The organism is Desulfogranum mediterraneum DSM 13871 (genome assembly GCF_000429965.1).
Lineage (GTDB): Bacteria > Desulfobacterota > Desulfobulbia > Desulfobulbales > Desulfobulbaceae > Desulfogranum > Desulfogranum mediterraneum.
Map to the genome: position 1 here is coordinate 148,834 of NZ_AUCW01000003.1, position 17,183 is coordinate 166,016.

Genomic DNA, 17,183 nt, shown 5'->3' on the forward strand with positions numbered 1-17,183 from the left:
TGGGTTGCAAGCTGCTCCCCACAACAATAAACAGAATCCTGCAGAGTCCAAATGAATATTTCCGGAAAAATTGCGCTGGTCCTGGGCGGCTCCCGGGGCATCGGCCTTGCCATCGCCACCTCCCTGGCCGCCAGGGGGGCCAGACTGGTGCTTCCCTGGTTTGACTGGCCCGAGGCCTCCGCTGCCATGTGCCGGACCTTTAGCGGCGACGATAACCGCCACTGCACCATCCAGGCAGACCTTCGCCGCAGCGAGGACATCCTCCGCCTGGTTGAACAGATTGAAACACGCTTCGGTCGGCTCGACATCCTGGTCAACAACATCGAACGGGGCGGGATGCCGATCATCCACGGCAGCTACCACCGCAGCATCAACCGGCAGCAGTGGCAGCTGGAGATGGAGACCACCCTCCATGCCAAGTGGCAGGTCTTTGAACAGTGCCTGCCGCTGTTGAAGAAAAGCAGGGAGGGGGCAGTGGTCAACCTCTCCTCCATCGCCGCACTCACCGGCCGGTCCGGTCCGGCCGGCCTCCTCTTCAACGACGGCTATGCCGCGGCCAACCGGGGGATCCAGTCCCTGACCCAAACCTGGGCACGCCTCTGTGCCCCGGATATCCGGGTCAACGAGATCATGCTGGGATTATTTGAGACACGCCATGGACCCGGTACCCGGGGCTGGGGGGAGTTAGCAGCGTCCCAGCAGGAGGAGCTCATCGCTCACACCCTGCTGGGACGCACAGGTAGAGCTGAGGAGGTGGTGGCGACGCTCCTCTTTCTCCTGGAGGGGGCGACCTTCATGACCGGCAGCACCATCCGTCTGGACGGAGGCTATCTGCTCGGTGGCGAGGAGGTACCGGAGATGCCGGCTGGTGTGATCTAAAAAAAAAAGCAGGGGGGGGGGACGGTCAGCAGCGGACCGGAGAGGAAGATAGAGGGCAAGCCGCTCTCCTGGAAAGAAGCGACGCCGGCAGCAGACGAACTCAACCAAGACCTGCACGCCTGCTGCGCGTCGAAGTTCTCCGGAAAAGGACGACGACCGGGATCAGGATCTCCGTGCCGGGAAGGGCCTAAATATCCAGGGCCCAGTCAGGGATGCGGTGGAGGAGATATTCGGTGACCTTTTCCTGGGCCTTTTCATCTTTTTTATCAATTCCGGCATCCTCCATCACCTCCTCGTAATCAAACCAACAGAGTTCCCTGTTGTCATGATTGTAGACGGTCAGGACACGATAGTCGGGACGATGAATATTTTCTTCTTCCTGAATGGCTGCCACCAGCCGCGACGCCTCTTCATAGGGTAAAAAACGAACTTCTTCGCTCATCTTGACCTCCGCACTTGCTCTCCACTTCCCCGGGTGTGACCCCAGGCATTTCGACAGGACCATGCCGGCTGCTCAACGGCCAACCTGCACGGTGCGACAAAAAAGAAAAAGGGCGAGAAGAGAAACTCCACTCGCCCAAAACCGGGAACCAGTACTCATCAGGCTGGTTTGACAACGGCTCCAGATCGGATACAGCGTGTACAGGCATTAATACGAACAGTTCGACCGCTGTCGCTTACTGTTCTCACCCGCTGCAGATTTGGAAGCCAGCGACGGCGGGTCTTGTTATGGGCATGACTGACATTGTTTCCAGTAACAGGACCTTTACCACAAATTTCACATACACGGGCCATGATATCTTCTCCTAAAACAGGTATTCAAAATTCACAAAAAAAAGATACTACCTCCATCAGAAATAAATGCAAGTTTTTTTCCCTAAAAAAGAAGGGCTCTGGTTCCAACGAGGCCCTACTGGCCGGCGCCAGCCTAAAAAAAAGCCACCTCTGCGCTGAAAGATGGTAAAAGGTGGCAACAGACCCAGCCCATAGCAGAACCAAGATCTGCTCGATCACCTGAACAGCGACCTGACCGGTCCTTACGAGAGAGTAGAGCCCACAGTCCATCTTAACGATCCGATCAGCCCCGCAGCCCTGTCATGAACCCCGAAAATCCCCCTGAAGCCACCCTGGATCAAGCGGATATCGATGCCCTGATCCGCAGCTACGACCGGGTCGGCGACATCATCATCACCACCATCCCAGGACACCTCCTGGCCCAAGAGCAGCGCATCGGCCAACGTTTGCTCCAGTTGCACCCTTCGGTCAGGGTGGTGGCCAAACGCGTCGGCCCCCACCATGGCGACTTCCGTACCCGCAAACTCGCCGTCATTGCTGGCGAGCCGCGCAAGGAGACCCGCCATCGGGAAAACGGCGTCTGGCTGCACCTCAACCCGGAGAGCGTCTACTATTCCGGACGGTTGGCAGGAGAGCGGTTGCGGATCGCTCAACTGGTTGAAGCCGGTGAAGAGGTGGCGGTCTTCTGTTCCGGAGTAGGCCCCTTTCCCCTGGTAATCGCCAGACACAGTGCAGCCGCCGCCATCATCGGCATCGAAAAAAATCCCCTTGCCCACGGCTTTGCCCTCCAGAACCTCCAGGCCAACAGACGGATCCAGAATGTCCGATTCCTCCTGGGAGATGCCGGTCAGGCTCCAAGCCGCCTCAAGCAGAGCGTTGACCGACTGATCACCGTGCTCCCCACGGCTCACACCTCGCTTTTGGACAGCGCCATTCAGACGCTCAGACCCGGAGGCACCCTCCACCACTATGCCATGGTCGAGCAGGGCGCCAATCAGGTGGTGGTGACCCAGATCAGGGCCGCCTGCAGACACCGTCAGCGCCGCCTGGAGGCGGTGACGTACAGACGCTGCGGCCACTGCGGCCCGACCACCGACCGGGTCTGCTTCCAGGCGACCATCCTCTAGACGATCAGGAGCATCGACTCCAAGCGCTTCCCCAAAGAGGGCGGGAGCCGAGCCGGTCGCGCTTTTTTCACAGCTAAGAGCGCCTCCCCCATTGTGGTAGTGCTTTTCCCCATGAGCATGGTTATACTGCAGACAACCCAGTGCTTGCAGCAGGAGCCCCCCTCTCTGGGGGGTGCTCCCCTTACCCTCATCAGATCATCAACAGTGCGGAGAAACACCACATGGCTACCAACAGGCAACAACAGCAGCAGACCAGCAGACAGACTCTCTACATCAGTATCATCGCCTCCCTGCTCATCGGCTTTGTGGGTGGCGTCTTCTACAGCTCCATGCAGGTCCCGGCCACCACCACTGCCCAGAAGCATGATCACCCGGAGGACAATACCGCCCTCCTGGCCCTGGAGAAACGGACCCAGGCCAACCCCAAGGACGGTGAGGCCTGGACCAGGCTCGGCCATGCCTACTTTGATATAGACGAGTATGCCAAGGCGATCCACGCCTATGAACAGGCCCTGCGCATCAGCCCGGACAACACCAACACCCTGACCGACCTGGGGGTGATGTATCGCCGTAACGGCCAGCCGGATCGGGCCATTGCCAGTTTTGACCGGGTCCTCGGCCTGGACCCTAACCATGAACAGGCCCGCTTTAACAAGGGTGTGGTGCTGCTCAACGACTTCAAGGATACCCCAGGGGCCATCGGCCAGTGGAAAGAGTTGCTGGCTCGCAAGCCCGGGGCCACAGCGCCCTCAGGGACGCCCCTTGCCGAGATCATCGATCAGTTGGAGCGTTCCGGGGATGGTCGGGAGCAATAGCAGCAGCGAGCCGGGCAGGGGGAATTATTCCCACTGCTACGGGGAAAGCTTGACACCCCTTTTCATCCTCTATATATAGTTCAAGGTTGGTCTGTAATTGTGCCGTCAACGCTTCAACTGAAACACAACCATGCCGATTGCCGACCATGCTCCAGCCAATGCTGGGCCATGCCCCCCACAGACCACTGCACTGATGCTCAAACACAGCAAAGAGGGACGAAAAACATGAGTAAGATACCAGGATCGCAGGCCATCATCAAATGCCTGCAGGAAGAGGGAGTTGAGTTACTATTCGGGTATCCCGGCGGCGCTGTGATTGAGCTCTATGACCAGTTGTGCAAATCAACCATCAAACACGTCCTGGTCCGCCATGAGCAGGGAGCGGTCCACGCAGCCGACGGCTTTGCCCGGGCCACGGGCAAGGTCGGGGTGGCCGTGCTCACCTCAGGCCCCGGCGCCACCAACGGGGTTACCGCCATTGCCACCGCCTACTGCGACTCCATTCCCCTGGTGGTCCTCACCGGCCAGGTACCCCGCCCCCTGATCGGCAACGATGCCTTCCAGGAGGTGGACATCGTGGGTATCACCCGTCCCTGTACCAAACACAACTACCTGGTCAGCGATCCGGACCAGCTGGTCCCCATCCTCAGGGAGGCCTTCTACCTGGCCGCCTCTGGACGACCCGGCCCGGTCCTGGTGGACCTGCCCAAGGACGTGATCGCCGCCCTGATCGATTACCCGGAAAAGAGACCGATAAAGATCCCGACCTACCAGCCCAACACCACCCCAGATCCCGGTCAGGTGGAAAAGGCCTGCAGGGCCTGCCTCAAGGCCGAGAAGCCGGTCCTCTATGTGGGCGGCGGGGTCATCCTTGCCGACGGCAACCAGGAACTGACCCGACTGGCCAGAGAACTCAATATCCCGGTGACCATGACCCTGATGGGGCTCGGGGCCTTCCCGGGCTCAGACGAGCTCTCCCTGGGCATGCTGGGCATGCATGGCAGCTATGCCGCCAACATGTCGGTGGCCAAGAGCGACCTCCTCATCGCCGTGGGCGCCCGTTTTGATGACCGGGTCACCGGCAAGCTGGAGGCCTTTGCCCCCCATGCCGATATCATCCATATCGATATTGACCCCACCTCCATCAGCAAGAACATCGAGGTGGACATCCCCATCGTCGCCGACTGCAGAGAGGCCCTCCAGGCCATGCTCAGCTGGCTCGAGGAGTACCGGGAACTCAACCTCAAGGAGGTGGCGACCCGTCACCGGCCCTGGGTGGAGCAGGTCAGGGAGTGGGATCGCAAGCACCCTCTGAGCTACCACGACGAGGGGCAGATCATCAAGCCCCAGTATGTGATCGAAACCATCAACGAGTTGACCGGCGGCAACGCCATCATCACCACCGAGGTGGGGCAGAACCAGATGTGGGCGGCCCAGTTCTACACCTTTAACCAACCCCGCCGCCTGCTCACCTCCGGCGGCCTCGGCACCATGGGCTATGGCCTGCCTGCCGCCATTGGCGCCCAATTTGCCTTTCCCGACCTGCCGGTGTTCGACATTGCCGGCGACGGTTCCATCCAGATGAATATCCAGGAACTGGCCACTGCCAAACAGTATGGCATCCCGGTGAAGGTCGCCATCCTGAACAACAAGTTCCTCGGCATGGTCCGCCAGTGGCAGGAGCTGTTCTATGACCGTCACTACGCCTCCACGGCCATGGAGTATACCCCTGATTTTGTGGAGTTGGCCAAGGCCTTCGGCGCCGTGGGCCTGCGGGCCACCACCAAGGACGAGGTCCGCCCGGTGATCCAGGAGGCCCTGGACACCGACAACTCTGTGCTGATGGATTTTTCCATCAGCCGTGAAGAGGGGGTCTTCCCCATGGTTCCGGCCGGCAAGGCCAACACCGAGATGCTGCTGGTCTGACCACCACCATGACCACGCTCCGGCTCCCTCCACGAGCCGGAGCGTTCCTGCCTGCAACAAGGACGAGCTCCATGAAGCAACCCCTCTCACAGCTCACTGGCTCGCCAGCCAGGCTCGAGGCAATCGTTGATATCCCCAAGGCCATCGCTCTCACAGCGGATCTACAGCGGCACGGGCAGTTCACCCTGGGCGCGAAGCCCGGTTCCCCCTAATCCCCACCCCCAGATACCATGAAACAGACAAGCATCTCCATCACCCCGGAAGGCTATCCCTTTATCCTGATCAGCGCCTTTGCAGCCCTGATCTTCGCCCTGGTGGATCTCTGTATCCCAGCCCTGATCAGCCTGAGCCTGACCATCTTCTCGACCTGGTTCTTCAGGGACCCGGCCCGGGTCCCCCCGGAAGAGAGCGGCGCCATTGTCTCGCCGGCAGACGGCAAGGTGATCATTGTCAAGGAGACCGAGGATGAACGCTTCTTCCAGGGACCGACCAAAAAAATCAGTATCTTTATGAACATCTTCGATGTCCACGTCAACCGGGCGCCGCTGGCGGGGACCGTTACCGGGGTACGCTTCAAACCGGGCAGCTTCTACGCCGCTGACAAGGACAAGGCGGTCCTGCACAATGAGTACTGTGCCGTGACCATGGAGACCCCCCGGAAACAGTCCTACTGCACGGTCCAGATCGCCGGTTTGATTGCCCGCCGGATCGTCTGTCGGGTCGCCCCGGGAGATCGGCTGGAGGCAGGCCAGCGCTACGGCCTGATCCGTTTCGGATCGAGGGTCGACATCTACCTGCCCCTGGAGGCGGATATCCGGGTCAGGGTCGGAGAGCGGGTCAGGGCCGGAGAGAGCCTGCTGGGTATCCTCTAGAGCTCCCCTGTCGTCCGGGTCGGCCGGGCTGCTCCCTCTGATTCCCCGAAGGGAACAGCCAGCCCCCCAACTCGGCACTCCCCGACCTCCCCATCAACAGCAACAGGGGCCTCAACCAGGACCGGCCCGGAGAGTTCCCATGCGTATAACCGGAGGAAGCGCCCGCGGCCGCCGCCTGGTGGCCCCCAAGGATGCCAGTCAGACCCGGCCCACCAGCGACCGCGTCCGCGAGGCCATCTTCAACATTCTCGCGCCCCAGCTTGCGGCAGCCAGGGTACTGGACCTCTTTGCCGGGACCGGGGCCCTGGGGATCGAAGCCCTGAGCAGGGGCGCTGACCTGGCCGTCTTCATCGACCAGTCCAGGGAGGCGAGTCAACTGATCAGCACCAACCTGCAGCACTGTTTCAACAAACCCAGGGCCTTTGTCCTTCAACAGCGTCTCCAGGGGAGTCACGCCCTGGAACGGGCCCTGTCCCGACTGCCAGCGCCGCTCCAATTTGAGCTGATCCTGCTGGATCCCCCCTATGGGAAGGGCTTGGTGGAGCCGACCCTGGAGATGATCAGCAGCGGCAAACTGCTTGCACCGGGCGGCCTGATAGTAGTAGAAGAACATCGACGAAGCCAACTGGCCGAGACCATCATCAACCTGGAGTGCATCGACCGCCGCCACTACGGCGAGACCGGTATCTGGATATACTCCCTTTCCCCAGCAGCAAGCAACAATCCGTCATGACCAAGTTAAGCAGCCAGAAGCAAGCAGAACAAGAGAAGAGCCCCACCATTGCCGTCTACCCCGGCACCTTTGATCCCATCACCAATGGCCATGTGGATATCATCAAACGCGGTCTGACCCTCTTTGACCGGATCATTGTCACCATTGCGGAAAATTCCCAGAAAAAACCGCTCTTCTCCCTGGAAGAACGGATGGAGCTGATCCGGCAGTCATTCAACGGCCTCGGCGACCGGATTGCAGTGAACTATACCGATGGCCTGATCGTTGACTTTGCCCTCAAACAGCAGGCCCCCACCATCATCCGCGGCCTGCGGGCCATCTCTGACTTTGACTATGAGTTCCAGTTGGCCCTGATGAACAGGCGGCTCCAGCGCAAGGTGGAAACCGTCTTTCTGATGACCGGCTTCCGCTGGATCTATATCAGCTCCACCAGCATCAAAGATGCGGCCAGGTGCCATGGCAATATCACCGGTCTGGTGCCGGAGCATGTGGAGCGAGCCCTTCAGGAAAAATTTGCCTGATGTCCACCGCCTCCAGCCCACAGGGGCCAGAACTGCAGAGCAGGCGCCTGCTGCTGCGCCGACTCCTCAACTGGAGCGGCGGACTCCTGGTCCTGCTCCTCGGCTACCCCCTGTTCAGGTACAGCCGCTTCCGGGTCAAGGCCAAACCCCGCTATGTCACGGTGGCCGCCCCCCTGCCCCTGAGCGGCTACCACAGCGAACAGGACTTCATCCTCTTTGCCGGCCAGAAGGGGGAAGGGGCCCTGGCGGTCTCCCGGACCTGCACCCATCTGGGCTGCAAGATCCAGTATCTGGAGGATAAGAAGTACATCGAATGCCCCTGCCACCAGAGTCGCTTCAGCACCAGAGGAAAACGGCTGACCGGTCCGGCCCAGCGGGACCTGCCCACCTATGGGGTGGAGACCAAGACAGCTCCGGACGGCTCCATCTCCGCCTATGTGGTCGAGCTGCGATGAGGGTGGCAGCACGCTGCAAGGCGCTGTTCATCGCCAACCGCTGGGGCGGCCAGACCCTGATCAGCCTCTATATCTCCATCATCTCCGGGATCATCCTGGCGCTGCACTACTCGCCGGCCACACCCTTTTACCATACTGCCACCATCGAGTTGATCGCGCCCTACGGCTCCTTCTGGCGCGCCCTCCACTACTACTCCAGCCAGGCCTTCTTTCTCCTCCTCACAGGACACATCGCAGCCATCCTCTGGCAGCAGAGCGAGATCCCCAGCCGTTCTGCCTGGATCAGGCTCTGCTCTTCCTTTCCCGTGGCCGTGCTCCTGCTCTTCAGCGGCTATGTCCTCCGCGGCGATGCCACCGGCGAGGCGGCCGGGGCCATTGCCGAGAACATCTGTCTCTCCATCCCGGTGGTCGGCCAGTGGCTCAATGACCTCCTCTTTGATCTTCAGGAGAGCGGCCTCAGGAAGCCCTACCTCCATCACCTCTGCGGTTTGATGGTGCTGGGCGCCTTCACCCTCTGGCCCCACCTCAAGCGCTACCCTGCCCGCTGGAGCAATCACCTCCTGCTGGTGGCCCTGACGCTGCTGGTCTCGATCTTCTGGACCGCCCCCATGGAGCCCGAACGGCTGGGTCTGCTCCACATCGCCGGCCCCTGGTTTTTCCTGGGACTGCAGGAGCTGCTCCGCTACCTGCCCACCTTCATCGCCGGGGTGGCCATCCCCCTGCTGCCCCTGCTCCTTATCTATCTGCTGCCCAGTCCGCCCGGCCGACGCAGGGGCTGCGTCCTTGCCCTGCTCGCCTGGCTGCTGGCCTACGGGGTTTTCACTCTCCTCAGTTACCTCAGGATCTGAACCAGCTGGTTGAGCTCATTGATCACCAGCTCCGGCCGGGCTGAGCCAAGCTTCTGATCTCCGGGATACAACCTCAGGGAGCGCTGATCTCCGGCAAAGAGGCAGCCGTGCCAGCCGGCCTGGTTGGCCGGGATCATATCCTTACGCATATCATTGCCCAGGTAGAGCACCTGCTGCGGGGAGATCTGCTGCAGCAGGGCCAGGCGACGATTCATCTCAGCAAAGAGCCAGGGAGCGGGTTTGCCCAGCCCGTGGCGGTGGGACCAGAGGAGCAGCTGGGGAGCAAACCCCATCTCCTCCAGGGAGCGGCCGAGGAACATCTCCAACAACAGGGGGGTGTAAAACTGGGCATTGGAGAGGATCCCCAGGATCAGCCCTGCCGAGGAGAGGGCCTCCAGGGTGGGGATCAGCCCTGCCATGGGCCAGACCGGATTGGTCCGACACTCATAGGAGAGGGCGGTCAGACGCAGTCCCTGCTCGATCTCCCGGTCTTCCTGCCAGGGTCTGTCCAGGGCAACCCCCAGCTCGGCAAGCACCGCCTGCCAGATGGAACGAATCTCCACCTCGGGATAGGGCTCGCCCTGCTCCTGGCGCAGCTGACGGCTGGCCCTGATCGCCTCGGTCAGCAGTCCGGCCCTGCCGGCTGCAGGCAGATCGCTGCCCTGATACCAGCCCCCATCTTTCAAGGCCTGGGCAAAGGCTTCATCCTGGGCCGAACCAGCAGCTGTGCCCACATCTCCGGCAGCAGAGGAGAGCAGGGTGCCGTAGACATCCAGAATCACGGCCCGGACCTTGAGCGGTGGGCAGCGGAGCGGCTGGCTGGTCCGGATGATGGTCAGGGGCCGAAGCAGCTGCCGGGCCAACTGATACTCGGCACGGCTCAAGGCGGCCATCTAATCCACTCCCAGGAGATGGAGCCGTTCAGGGGCCAGAAAACGATCCACCAGAACCTCGCCGTCCAGGGCAGTCACCGCTGAGACCGATCCTGCGCAGATTGCTCCATAGAGGGCTCTCAGCTTTTGTCCATACTGCTCCAGGCTGAACTGTTTTTTGAGGATCCGGCAGTTTTCCAGGATCACCTCCTGAGCATCCTCGGGACAGGGCAGGGTCGAGGGAGTAATCGCGGCAGCCGCCCCGGGATCGGCGACCAGCCGGCGAAGCACCGCCTCCTGAAAGGTCTCGTTGAGGCGGCCGAAATCGACCCGTTCCTCCACCACCCAGCTGGCCAGAAGCCGCTCCAGGTCGCTCGCGCCAACACGCCGACCGTAGGCATCCCTGCTCCGACGAAGCCCTTCCCGGGCAGCCTGGATGAGTTGTTCCCTCCCCAGCCACTCCAGGGGAATATCCAGACGCTCATAGCCCCAGGGCAGGCTGATGCCCTGCTCCTGAAACTCGGCAGTAATCTCCCTGAGTTTACGCCCGGTGACCGGACGTCCCAGCAGCCAGGGCTCAAGAAAGGCCAGCCCAAAGCCCTCGTTGACGCTGGTGGTGATCAGGGCATGGGCCTGACGCAGCATGGGGATAAAGCCCAGCTGTTGTTTTTTCCCCAGTTCAAACTCCACCGGCAGCCGCAGTTCTTGGGCGATTTTTTTCCACCGTTGATAGCGGGGCTGCTCTGCCGGGTTATCCGGACTCAGGGTGGTGGCAAAACGATGACCCGGCCGGGCCAGGGCCGACCAGAGCAACAACTCTCCGATATTTTTTCGCCGGATTGCCCGGGTGGGGTAGATCCAGAGGAAATCGTCGCTCCGGGGCAACTCCAACTCCGCCCCACAGCCCAAGGGCAACTCCACCGGATTGGCTAAAAGGTGCAGACAGCCGGACGGCGCCCCGGCCTGCTCCAGGAAACGATAATCCCTGCTGTTGAGGACCCCGTAGTGAACATGCTCACCACAGGGATAGAGGAGCCTGGAGAGCTCATGGTTCCTGCCGGCAGCCATGGCCTGGAGCATCAGGCGGTAGTTGGCCGGACGACCGTCTTCGGCAAAATCGTGGACATGGAGCAGGAGGCGGTGCCCCTGGCGGGCCAGCTCCAGCAGGGCCCCGGCCAGGGCGGTATTCTTGCCCAGACTGTGATTATGGACATGCCAGATATCAGGCAGCCCTCCCAACATCGTTCGGGCCTCCCGAAGCAACTCTGCGGCCAGGCTCCGGGCTGAGATCCGAGGCCGGAAGGCCTCGTACTGCAGCCCCTCCACCACCGACCAGGGAGCGGGGTAGGCTCCGGGCGGGGCCTTACCGCTCATCACCCCGACCATGAAACCGGAATGTTGCAGGGCCCGGAGACTATGTTCAATGATCCTGGTCACCCCGCCCGGCTGGAGGTGGTAGTGGACAATGGCTACCCGCATGATCTCGCCCTCAGCATTGCTCTCCCCTCAGCCCCTGCCAAACTTCCGACGATAGCTCTCCAGTTGGAGCATGGGTGGACGCTCCTCTTCAACAATCTCATGGATGATCTGCTCATAGTGATTTTCCCGGACTTGAAACTGACGCAGACAGGAAGAGAGGCTGCTCATATCGGTGGTCATCCCCTTGGCCTGCAGGCGCCGGATAACGGTCTGAAGGATCCCAAACGACATCTTGCCAAGATCCATCACCCGCTGGTGTCGATGGACCCGCCGATCCAGGTCGGTCTGGGCAAAGGCCTCCAGGCCATATTGGGAGTAGACATCAATCAGGTGGGCGGTCTCAACCCCGTAGCCCACCGGAAAGGGGATCTTCTCCAGGATCTGGCGCCGAACCGCATACTCTCCGGAAAGGGGCTGGATGATGGCGGTGAGATCCGGAAAGAAGAGGGAAAACAGCGGCCGGACCAGGATCTCGGTCACCCGCCCCCCGCCGGAGGGACGAATCTCTTTGGACAGGGCCAGAGGCCTGTCATAGAAGGACTTGACATACTGGACCTCCTGTCGATAGAGCAGGGGGGCGACCAGGCCATAGACAAAACGGGGATGGATATTGGAAATATCGGCATCCACATAGACGATGATATCCCCCTTCAACTGGTAGATCGCCTTCCAGAGGTTCTCCCCCTTTCCCCGTTTAAAGCCCTGTTCCGGCAGGATATCTGCCGAGGCATAGACCTCCGCCCCAAAGGCAGCGGCCACTTCGACGGTATCGTCGGTGGAGCCGGAGTCGATCACCGCGATCTCATCCAGGAGGGGATAGCGGTCCTGGAGCTCGGACTTGAAGAGGACCACCTCCTTACCGATGGTCTTCTCCTCGTTCAAGGTGGGGATACAGAGGGAGATGGTCAGGCCGAGCTGCTCCTTGCGCTTGATCAGGCGAAGCAGGTCCCAGAACTGAGAGTGATGAAAGGTGTTGGACTCCAGCCAGATGGTGCTGTTATTCATCCCTTCCTCCATCCAAAAGCACCAGCAGACCAATCAACTGGGCCATGCCGCTGAGCAGCGGTTCTATCTCCACGTACTCATCAAGGTAGTTGACATTCTCCCCCTGGGAGAGACCGAGACAGAGCGCCGGGATCCCCTGCTCCACGTAGGGAGAGATGGTGGAGGAGTAGCTGCCGTGCCTGGGCTGAATGCCGATGACACCCATGATCTTCCTGCTGGCCTCCACCAGGGGATGGGTCGAGGGGAGGCCGCCGGCCCGGGTACGGGCGATGACTTCCAGTTGGACAGAAACGCTCTTGCCGCTGGAGAGTTCATCGATGATCCCGTGGATCAGGCGATTGACCTCAGCCACACTCTCATCGGTATCGCTGCGGACCTGGAAGGCGAGCTGTGCCGTCCTGGCCGGTAACTTGTAGGTCGCCCCGCCGCTGATCGAACCAAGCACACAGGCGGTATTGGTTTCCCGGGACAGGGGAATCTCACCGAGCCGGCTGATCAGACGGTTCAAGACCTCGATGGCACTCTGGTCACTGAGTTTCCGATCCACATGACAGGAGATAATCCCACCCAGGGAGGCCAGGGAACGATAGTGAAGCCGCCCCAGGGGAGTACCCTCCAGGGCGATGGCCGTGGTAATCGGCAGGGTGGTGTTTTCCAGGAAAAAACGAATCCCCTGCTGGTTGCCCTTTTCCAGGCTCCTGGTGGAGGCCATCAGGAGGAGATTACTCTCTAAACGGATCCCCAGTCGCTCCAGAATGGTGGGCAGGGTGATCAGGGCGGCCACGCCCAGGGAATTATCCGCCACCCCCGGGCCACGGATGGCAGCAGGCTCCACGCTGAAGGTATGATTTTCGCCGGCTGCAAAGGGGATATCCGCATGGGCGGAGAGCAGCAGGGTCTGCTGCCCCCGGCTGCCCGGAATAATGCCCAGCCCATTGCCCACCTCATCGCTGGAACTGCTCTGCAGGCCGCACTCGATGAAGCGTTGCTTGACGAAGTCGATCCGTTGCTCTTCCCCAAAGGTCGGGGCAGGGATTTCACCCACCATCACCACGTTGGCCAGGAGCATCTCCCGATACGGTTCCAGCTCGGCAACCAGACCAGGTAACCTGGCCAGCCAGGCCGGGTCGCAGCCCTGCCCGCTCACGCCCCCTCACCTGGGGTCATCCGGCCGTAATCATCCTCAAAACGTTCGATATCATCCTCTCCGAAATAGTCGCCGAGCTGGACCTCAATGAAAACCACATCCTGGCCCTGATCGTTCTGGACCCGATGGATATCGCCCAGGGCGATATCCAGGGCCTCACCGGGACGGAGGGTGATCAGCTCCTCATTTCTGGTCACCAGGGCCACACCGCTGACCATCAACCAGTGCTCGCGGCGATGCCGGTGGCGCTGCAGGGAGAGACGCTGACCAGGCTTGACCACGATCCGTTTGACCTTATGATCCGACTCGTCGGCCAGGATGGTAAAACTGCCCCAGGGGCGATGCTCGGTCAACTGCTCATAGGCAATGCTGGTTACCTTTTCCATGGCTTCTCCTTGTCTCGAGTTTCCGCATCACCCGCCCGACTCAGGAGAACAGGCCTCCAGCCACAGCGATTGATAGGGCTGCAGCTGCAGCTCCGGGCTGCAGACGGCCGCAGAGATATGATCCATCCAGGCGTCCACCCCCTCCGGAACCCCGGCAAGGGTGCGAAGATCCAGGCTCAGCGAACAGCCGGCCAGGTTATGGATACAGAGGATGGAGGGCTGTTCCGCTGGCCTTCGATAAAAAACCAGGAGCTCTTCGGCACACTCCAGCACCACCTGCTCGGCATCGGGATGAAAGGCGGCCAGACCTGCCCTGATTTCCAGCAGGGCCTGATACTCCCGAAATACCCGGGCCGTGACCGTAGCCGGATCGGCCAGTTCCAGACGAAGCTCCTCATCCGACCAACGGCCCCGATTAACGGAGCGGTAGCGACCGCTCTCCAGGACCCCCTGCTGGTTATTGGGGCTTGCGGTAAGGGAGTGGAAATAGATCGCCGGGATCCCCTGCAGGCCCAGCATCACGGTCTGAGAACAGAGGAAGCGGAGCACCTGGCGTTGGAGATCATCGGGATGACTCAGATCCTTAAGGGCGTCAAAGTAGGTGATGTTGAGTTCATAGGGCTGCTCCCGGCCCTGGCTGTCGCTGCGGCAGGAGACAAAGCCGTTGCAACGCCGGATGGTCTCCACCAGCTGGGTCAGCTCCTCGCCGGCCACGATGCCCTCCAGGGGACGAACGCCGATGCCGTCGTGGGAGGCCGTAAAGTTGACATAGGCACATCCCGGAGGCGGCGGACTGAGGGAGCGGGCCCAGGCGGCAAGATGACGGGCCGAGCCGCTGTGGAGGGCATGGAGCAGCAGCGGGGGCAGGCTGAACTGATAGACCAGATGGGCCTCGTCCCCTGCACCAAAGTAACTGACATTTTCCCCATGGGGCAGGTTGGTCTCGGTGAGCAGCAGGGTTCCTGGGGTGACATGGTCCACCACATCTCGCAGCAGCTTCACCAGCTCATGGGTCTGGGCAAGGTTGATGCAGGGGCTGCCCACCTCTTTCCAGAGATAGGCCACGGCATCCAGACGGAGGATGGCCGCCCCCTTGTTGATATAGCCCAGGAGGATATCCAGCATCTCCAGGAGGACGTCAGGGTTGGCATAGTTGAGATCCAGCTGATCATCACTAAAGGTGGTCCAGAGGTGTTTCTTGCCCTTGACGGTCATCACCTCGGTCAGCAGAGGAGAGCTCCGCGGCCGCACCACCTGGCTCAGCTCCGTGGCCGGATCCATCTCCAGGAAGTAGTTGCGGGCCGGAGCAACCGCACCCCGAAAATCTTCAAACCACTGGGAGCGGCTGGAGACGTGGTTCAGGACCAGATCAAACATCAGCCGGTACTGCTGGGCCAGGCTCTCCAGATCATCCCAGCTGCCGATTTCAGGATCCACCCGACGATAATCGATCACCGCAAAACCATCATCCGAGCTGGAGGGAAAGAAGGGCAGGATATGAACTACCGGCAACAGCCCCTTCAAAAAATCCCCGAGAAAGCGGCCCAGGGTGACCAGTCCCGGTTCCCCGGGCCTGGTGATCATGTCGCCATAGGTGATCAGGATGGCAGTCCGTTCATCCCAACAGGGATGATCTAAACTGCACCGCTGTTCCAGGTAATTGTACCGACCTGCAATAAGGGCGATGCGCTCCAGTAATCGATCGACCTGGGCCGCACCATAGAGGGTGGTCAGACGGGGGAGCAGGGCCTGCTTAAAAGAATGCGTCAAACGCCACATGATTGCTTCGACCTCCAGATGATTTGAGCAGGGCCAGGACCCTGATCAGCTCTCGATTCCACTCACGATCCAGGCTCTCCTCGGCCTGCTCTTCTCTCCCGGCGCCAGAGCACTCCCGTGCTCCTGGCTGCTGCACGGCCTATCCCGGCGAAAGAACATCTCCAGTCCTCCCGCCCCCTGCCAGGGCCTACAGTCCATGGGTAATATTACTGATCAGGGTCTGGAGACAGTAGCGCAGCAGGGGGTAGCCATAGTACTGTCTGGCCAGCTCATAGTTATGCTCCACCATCTCGGCGCAGTGGTCTGGGTCATCCAGCAGCCGGACGGCCTCCCTGACCACGGCCCGGTTGACAAAGCCGTCCATCACCGGGACCCGGAAGCCCTTGGGCTCGATATCACGGACCCAGACCGGGTAACGATTGACCACGATGGGCACCCGAAAATAAAAGGCCTCGAGCAGGGCATTGCCAAAGCCCTCATAGATGGAGGGATAGAGCACCAGGTCGGCATGCGGATAGAGATCATGAAGCACATACATCTTTTCTCCCCTGCCGTTGAGGTGACGTCGATCCCCCACCCGATGGCCGAAGAAACGGAGATCCACCCCTTCCATTTCCGCCAGCTCAGCGATCTGCTCGGGATAATCACTGCCCTCGTCGCCTGCAGCATGGGAGATCACCAGTTTGCAACGGGGATTTCCCAGGGCCTTGACCAAGGCGATGGCATGTTCAATCCCCTTACGCGGGACGATCCGGGTGGGCTGGAGGATGAGCTTATCCTCGGAGCTGAGGCCGATCTCCTCCCGGATATCCCGGCTGTAGTCATCCACAGGATCCGGTGGATGATCAAAGTCAAAGACATTGGGCACCAGCATGGAGGAGAGTCCCTTGCGCAGGGCCAACTCTTCCCTGGCACTCTGGTTGATCACCACATGCTGGAGCAGGATATCCCGCGGCGGGAAGGCCATATCCAGGTAATCGGGCACATTGTTGACCTGAAAACGACTCCGCTCCCAGAAGAAGTCATGGTGGTGGGCGATGCCCGGCATGGTGGTTTCCGCCAAAAACTCGGTGATGGCCAGTCCCAGAGGAATGTGCATGGGAATGGTCAGGGCGTTCTGGAGCAGGAGCAGGGAGATATCAAACTCGCGAACAAAGTCGTACAGGGTCCCCTTGATATACTCGGTCAGATCATGGATGCGACGGGTGACCACCGGGGCGCGATGGGTATGGCCCCAGACCCGTTCATGGATCCACTGGTTTTCGGGATGGCCGAAGTAGGTCTCCGGGATACACATGGAGGCCTTCTGGCTGCGATCAAGGACGCCCCCGTACCAGTAGCTCAGGTGGTCATCCTGCCAGAGCACCTCGGCCCACTTGGCGGACTCCAGAGAGACACCGTCGGTGCCGGCAAAACGGGTGGAGATGAAACCGACGCGTTCAGCCATGGGCCTGCGAGGGAAAAGAAGTTGACGTCATTCACGGCCTCCTGATCGTTCCTGCCCGGGTACCAGGCAAGGGCACCTTCTGTAGCTCTGTTGTTTT

18 protein-coding genes are annotated in these 17,183 nt (G+C 60.8%); 9 read left to right on the plus strand and 9 right to left on the minus strand.

From position 1 onward, the window contains the following. The first annotated feature begins 51 nt into the window (after positions 1–51). Positions 52–879, plus strand: coding sequence for an SDR family NAD(P)-dependent oxidoreductase (locus G494_RS0100655; protein ID WP_028582960.1), 828 nt, complete (start codon positions 52–54; stop codon positions 877–879). A 187-nt stretch (positions 880–1,066) separates the two neighbouring features. Here the strand turns inward: G494_RS0100655 and G494_RS0100660 are convergent, their stop codons facing one another. Next, a complete protein-coding gene (locus G494_RS0100660) occupies positions 1,067–1,321 on the minus strand; it encodes a hypothetical protein (RefSeq protein WP_028582961.1) in 255 nt (84 codons plus the stop codon). Between the two features lie 158 nt (positions 1,322–1,479). Beyond that, positions 1,480–1,674, minus strand: coding sequence for a 50S ribosomal protein L28 (gene rpmB / locus G494_RS25935; RefSeq protein WP_084456228.1), 195 nt, complete (start codon positions 1,672–1,674; stop codon positions 1,480–1,482). 302 nt (positions 1,675–1,976) lie between these two features. Here rpmB and G494_RS21285 point away from each other — a divergent pair, with 302 nt between their 5' ends. The 8 genes from G494_RS21285 (at position 1,977) to G494_RS0100715 (ending at position 8,971) form a co-directional block, all read left to right on the plus strand. Then, on the plus strand, positions 1,977–2,801 hold the full coding sequence (locus G494_RS21285) for a class I SAM-dependent methyltransferase (protein ID WP_051305187.1): 825 nt from the start codon (positions 1,977–1,979) through the stop codon (positions 2,799–2,801). 221 nt (positions 2,802–3,022) lie between these two features. Further along, the gene (locus G494_RS21290) at positions 3,023–3,616 is read left to right on the plus strand and encodes a tetratricopeptide repeat protein (RefSeq protein ID WP_051305189.1); all 594 of its coding nucleotides are present in this window, start codon (positions 3,023–3,025) and stop codon (positions 3,614–3,616) included. 225 nt (positions 3,617–3,841) lie between these two features. Next, positions 3,842–5,542, plus strand: a complete 1,701-nt coding sequence (gene ilvB, locus G494_RS0100685) for a biosynthetic-type acetolactate synthase large subunit (RefSeq protein ID WP_028582963.1) — start codon at positions 3,842–3,844, stop codon at positions 5,540–5,542. Between the two features lie 230 nt (positions 5,543–5,772). Beyond that, the gene (locus tag G494_RS0100695; RefSeq protein WP_028582964.1) at positions 5,773–6,414 is read left to right on the plus strand and encodes a phosphatidylserine decarboxylase family protein; all 642 of its coding nucleotides are present in this window, start codon (positions 5,773–5,775) and stop codon (positions 6,412–6,414) included. A gap of 139 nt (positions 6,415–6,553) precedes the next feature. Further along, entirely contained in the window at positions 6,554–7,147 is a 594-nt protein-coding gene (rsmD, locus tag G494_RS0100700) for a 16S rRNA (guanine(966)-N(2))-methyltransferase RsmD (RefSeq protein ID WP_028582965.1), read from the plus strand. After that, on the plus strand, positions 7,144–7,668 hold the full coding sequence (gene coaD, locus G494_RS0100705) for a pantetheine-phosphate adenylyltransferase (protein WP_051305191.1): 525 nt from the start codon (positions 7,144–7,146) through the stop codon (positions 7,666–7,668). The genes rsmD and coaD overlap by 4 nt, the downstream gene beginning before the upstream one ends. Further along, positions 7,668–8,123 carry a QcrA and Rieske domain-containing protein gene (locus G494_RS0100710; RefSeq protein WP_028582967.1) on the plus strand — a complete coding sequence of 152 codons (456 nt, stop codon included), beginning with the start codon at positions 7,668–7,670 and terminating at the stop codon, positions 8,121–8,123. Before coaD ends, G494_RS0100710 begins: the two co-directional genes overlap by 1 nt. Continuing rightward, the gene (locus tag G494_RS0100715; protein ID WP_028582968.1) at positions 8,120–8,971 is read left to right on the plus strand and encodes a cytochrome b N-terminal domain-containing protein; all 852 of its coding nucleotides are present in this window, start codon (positions 8,120–8,122) and stop codon (positions 8,969–8,971) included. Before G494_RS0100710 ends, G494_RS0100715 begins: the two co-directional genes overlap by 4 nt. Here G494_RS0100715 and G494_RS0100720 read toward each other — a convergent pair. The 7 genes from G494_RS0100720 to G494_RS0100750 form a co-directional block, all read right to left on the minus strand. Next, positions 8,956–9,864 (minus strand): HAD family hydrolase, encoded by a 909-nt coding sequence (locus tag G494_RS0100720; RefSeq protein WP_028582969.1) that lies wholly within the window; start codon positions 9,862–9,864, stop codon positions 8,956–8,958. The two genes, G494_RS0100715 and G494_RS0100720, sit on opposite strands and share 16 nt — an antisense overlap. Then, positions 9,865–11,322, minus strand: coding sequence for a glycosyltransferase (locus tag G494_RS0100725; protein ID WP_028582970.1), 1,458 nt, complete (start codon positions 11,320–11,322; stop codon positions 9,865–9,867). Positions 11,323–11,349: 27 nt separating this feature from the next. Further along, positions 11,350–12,327: a glucosyl-3-phosphoglycerate synthase gene (locus tag G494_RS0100730; RefSeq protein ID WP_028582971.1), complete on the minus strand. Its 978-nt coding sequence runs from the start codon at positions 12,325–12,327 to the stop codon at positions 11,350–11,352. Then, positions 12,320–13,474 (minus strand): zinc-binding metallopeptidase family protein, encoded by a 1,155-nt coding sequence (locus G494_RS21295; protein WP_051305192.1) that lies wholly within the window; start codon positions 13,472–13,474, stop codon positions 12,320–12,322. Before G494_RS21295 ends, G494_RS0100730 begins: the two co-directional genes overlap by 8 nt. Continuing rightward, complete coding sequence (locus G494_RS0100740) at positions 13,471–13,860, minus strand: phosphomannose isomerase type II C-terminal cupin domain (protein ID WP_051305193.1); 390 nt, start codon at positions 13,858–13,860, stop codon at positions 13,471–13,473. Before G494_RS0100740 ends, G494_RS21295 begins: the two co-directional genes overlap by 4 nt. Positions 13,861–13,887: 27 nt before the next feature. After that, complete coding sequence (locus G494_RS0100745) at positions 13,888–15,639, minus strand: sugar phosphorylase (RefSeq protein ID WP_028582973.1); 1,752 nt, start codon at positions 15,637–15,639, stop codon at positions 13,888–13,890. A gap of 187 nt (positions 15,640–15,826) precedes the next feature. Next, the gene (locus G494_RS0100750) at positions 15,827–17,086 is read right to left on the minus strand and encodes a glycosyltransferase family 4 protein (RefSeq protein ID WP_028582974.1); all 1,260 of its coding nucleotides are present in this window, start codon (positions 17,084–17,086) and stop codon (positions 15,827–15,829) included. Positions 17,087–17,183 lie beyond the last annotated feature (97 nt).

Bases quoted from the DNA above. Each gene is read 5' to 3' on its own strand.
- G494_RS0100745 (WP_028582973.1), bottom strand. From the start codon at position 15,639: ATGTGGCGTTTGACGCATTCTTTTAAGCAGGCCCTGCTCCCCCGTCTG.
- coaD (WP_051305191.1), top strand. From the start codon at position 7,144: ATGACCAAGTTAAGCAGCCAGAAGCAAGCAGAACAAGAGAAGAGCCCC.
- G494_RS0100655 (WP_028582960.1), top strand. From the start codon at position 52: ATGAATATTTCCGGAAAAATTGCGCTGGTCCTGGGCGGCTCCCGGGGC.
- G494_RS0100715 (WP_028582968.1), top strand. From the start codon at position 8,120: ATGAGGGTGGCAGCACGCTGCAAGGCGCTGTTCATCGCCAACCGCTGG.
- G494_RS0100730 (WP_028582971.1), bottom strand. From the start codon at position 12,327: ATGAATAACAGCACCATCTGGCTGGAGTCCAACACCTTTCATCACTCT.
- G494_RS0100740 (WP_051305193.1), bottom strand. From the start codon at position 13,860: ATGGAAAAGGTAACCAGCATTGCCTATGAGCAGTTGACCGAGCATCGC.
- G494_RS21285 (WP_051305187.1), top strand. From the start codon at position 1,977: ATGAACCCCGAAAATCCCCCTGAAGCCACCCTGGATCAAGCGGATATC.
- rpmB (WP_084456228.1), bottom strand. From the start codon at position 1,674: ATGGCCCGTGTATGTGAAATTTGTGGTAAAGGTCCTGTTACTGGAAAC.
- G494_RS21290 (WP_051305189.1), top strand. From the start codon at position 3,023: ATGGCTACCAACAGGCAACAACAGCAGCAGACCAGCAGACAGACTCTC.
- G494_RS0100695 (WP_028582964.1), top strand. From the start codon at position 5,773: ATGAAACAGACAAGCATCTCCATCACCCCGGAAGGCTATCCCTTTATC.
- G494_RS0100660 (WP_028582961.1), bottom strand. From the start codon at position 1,321: ATGAGCGAAGAAGTTCGTTTTTTACCCTATGAAGAGGCGTCGCGGCTG.
- G494_RS0100750 (WP_028582974.1), bottom strand. From the start codon at position 17,086: ATGGCTGAACGCGTCGGTTTCATCTCCACCCGTTTTGCCGGCACCGAC.
- G494_RS0100725 (WP_028582970.1), bottom strand. From the start codon at position 11,322: ATGCGGGTAGCCATTGTCCACTACCACCTCCAGCCGGGCGGGGTGACC.
- ilvB (WP_028582963.1), top strand. From the start codon at position 3,842: ATGAGTAAGATACCAGGATCGCAGGCCATCATCAAATGCCTGCAGGAA.
- G494_RS0100710 (WP_028582967.1), top strand. From the start codon at position 7,668: ATGTCCACCGCCTCCAGCCCACAGGGGCCAGAACTGCAGAGCAGGCGC.
- rsmD (WP_028582965.1), top strand. From the start codon at position 6,554: ATGCGTATAACCGGAGGAAGCGCCCGCGGCCGCCGCCTGGTGGCCCCC.
- G494_RS0100720 (WP_028582969.1), bottom strand. From the start codon at position 9,864: ATGGCCGCCTTGAGCCGTGCCGAGTATCAGTTGGCCCGGCAGCTGCTT.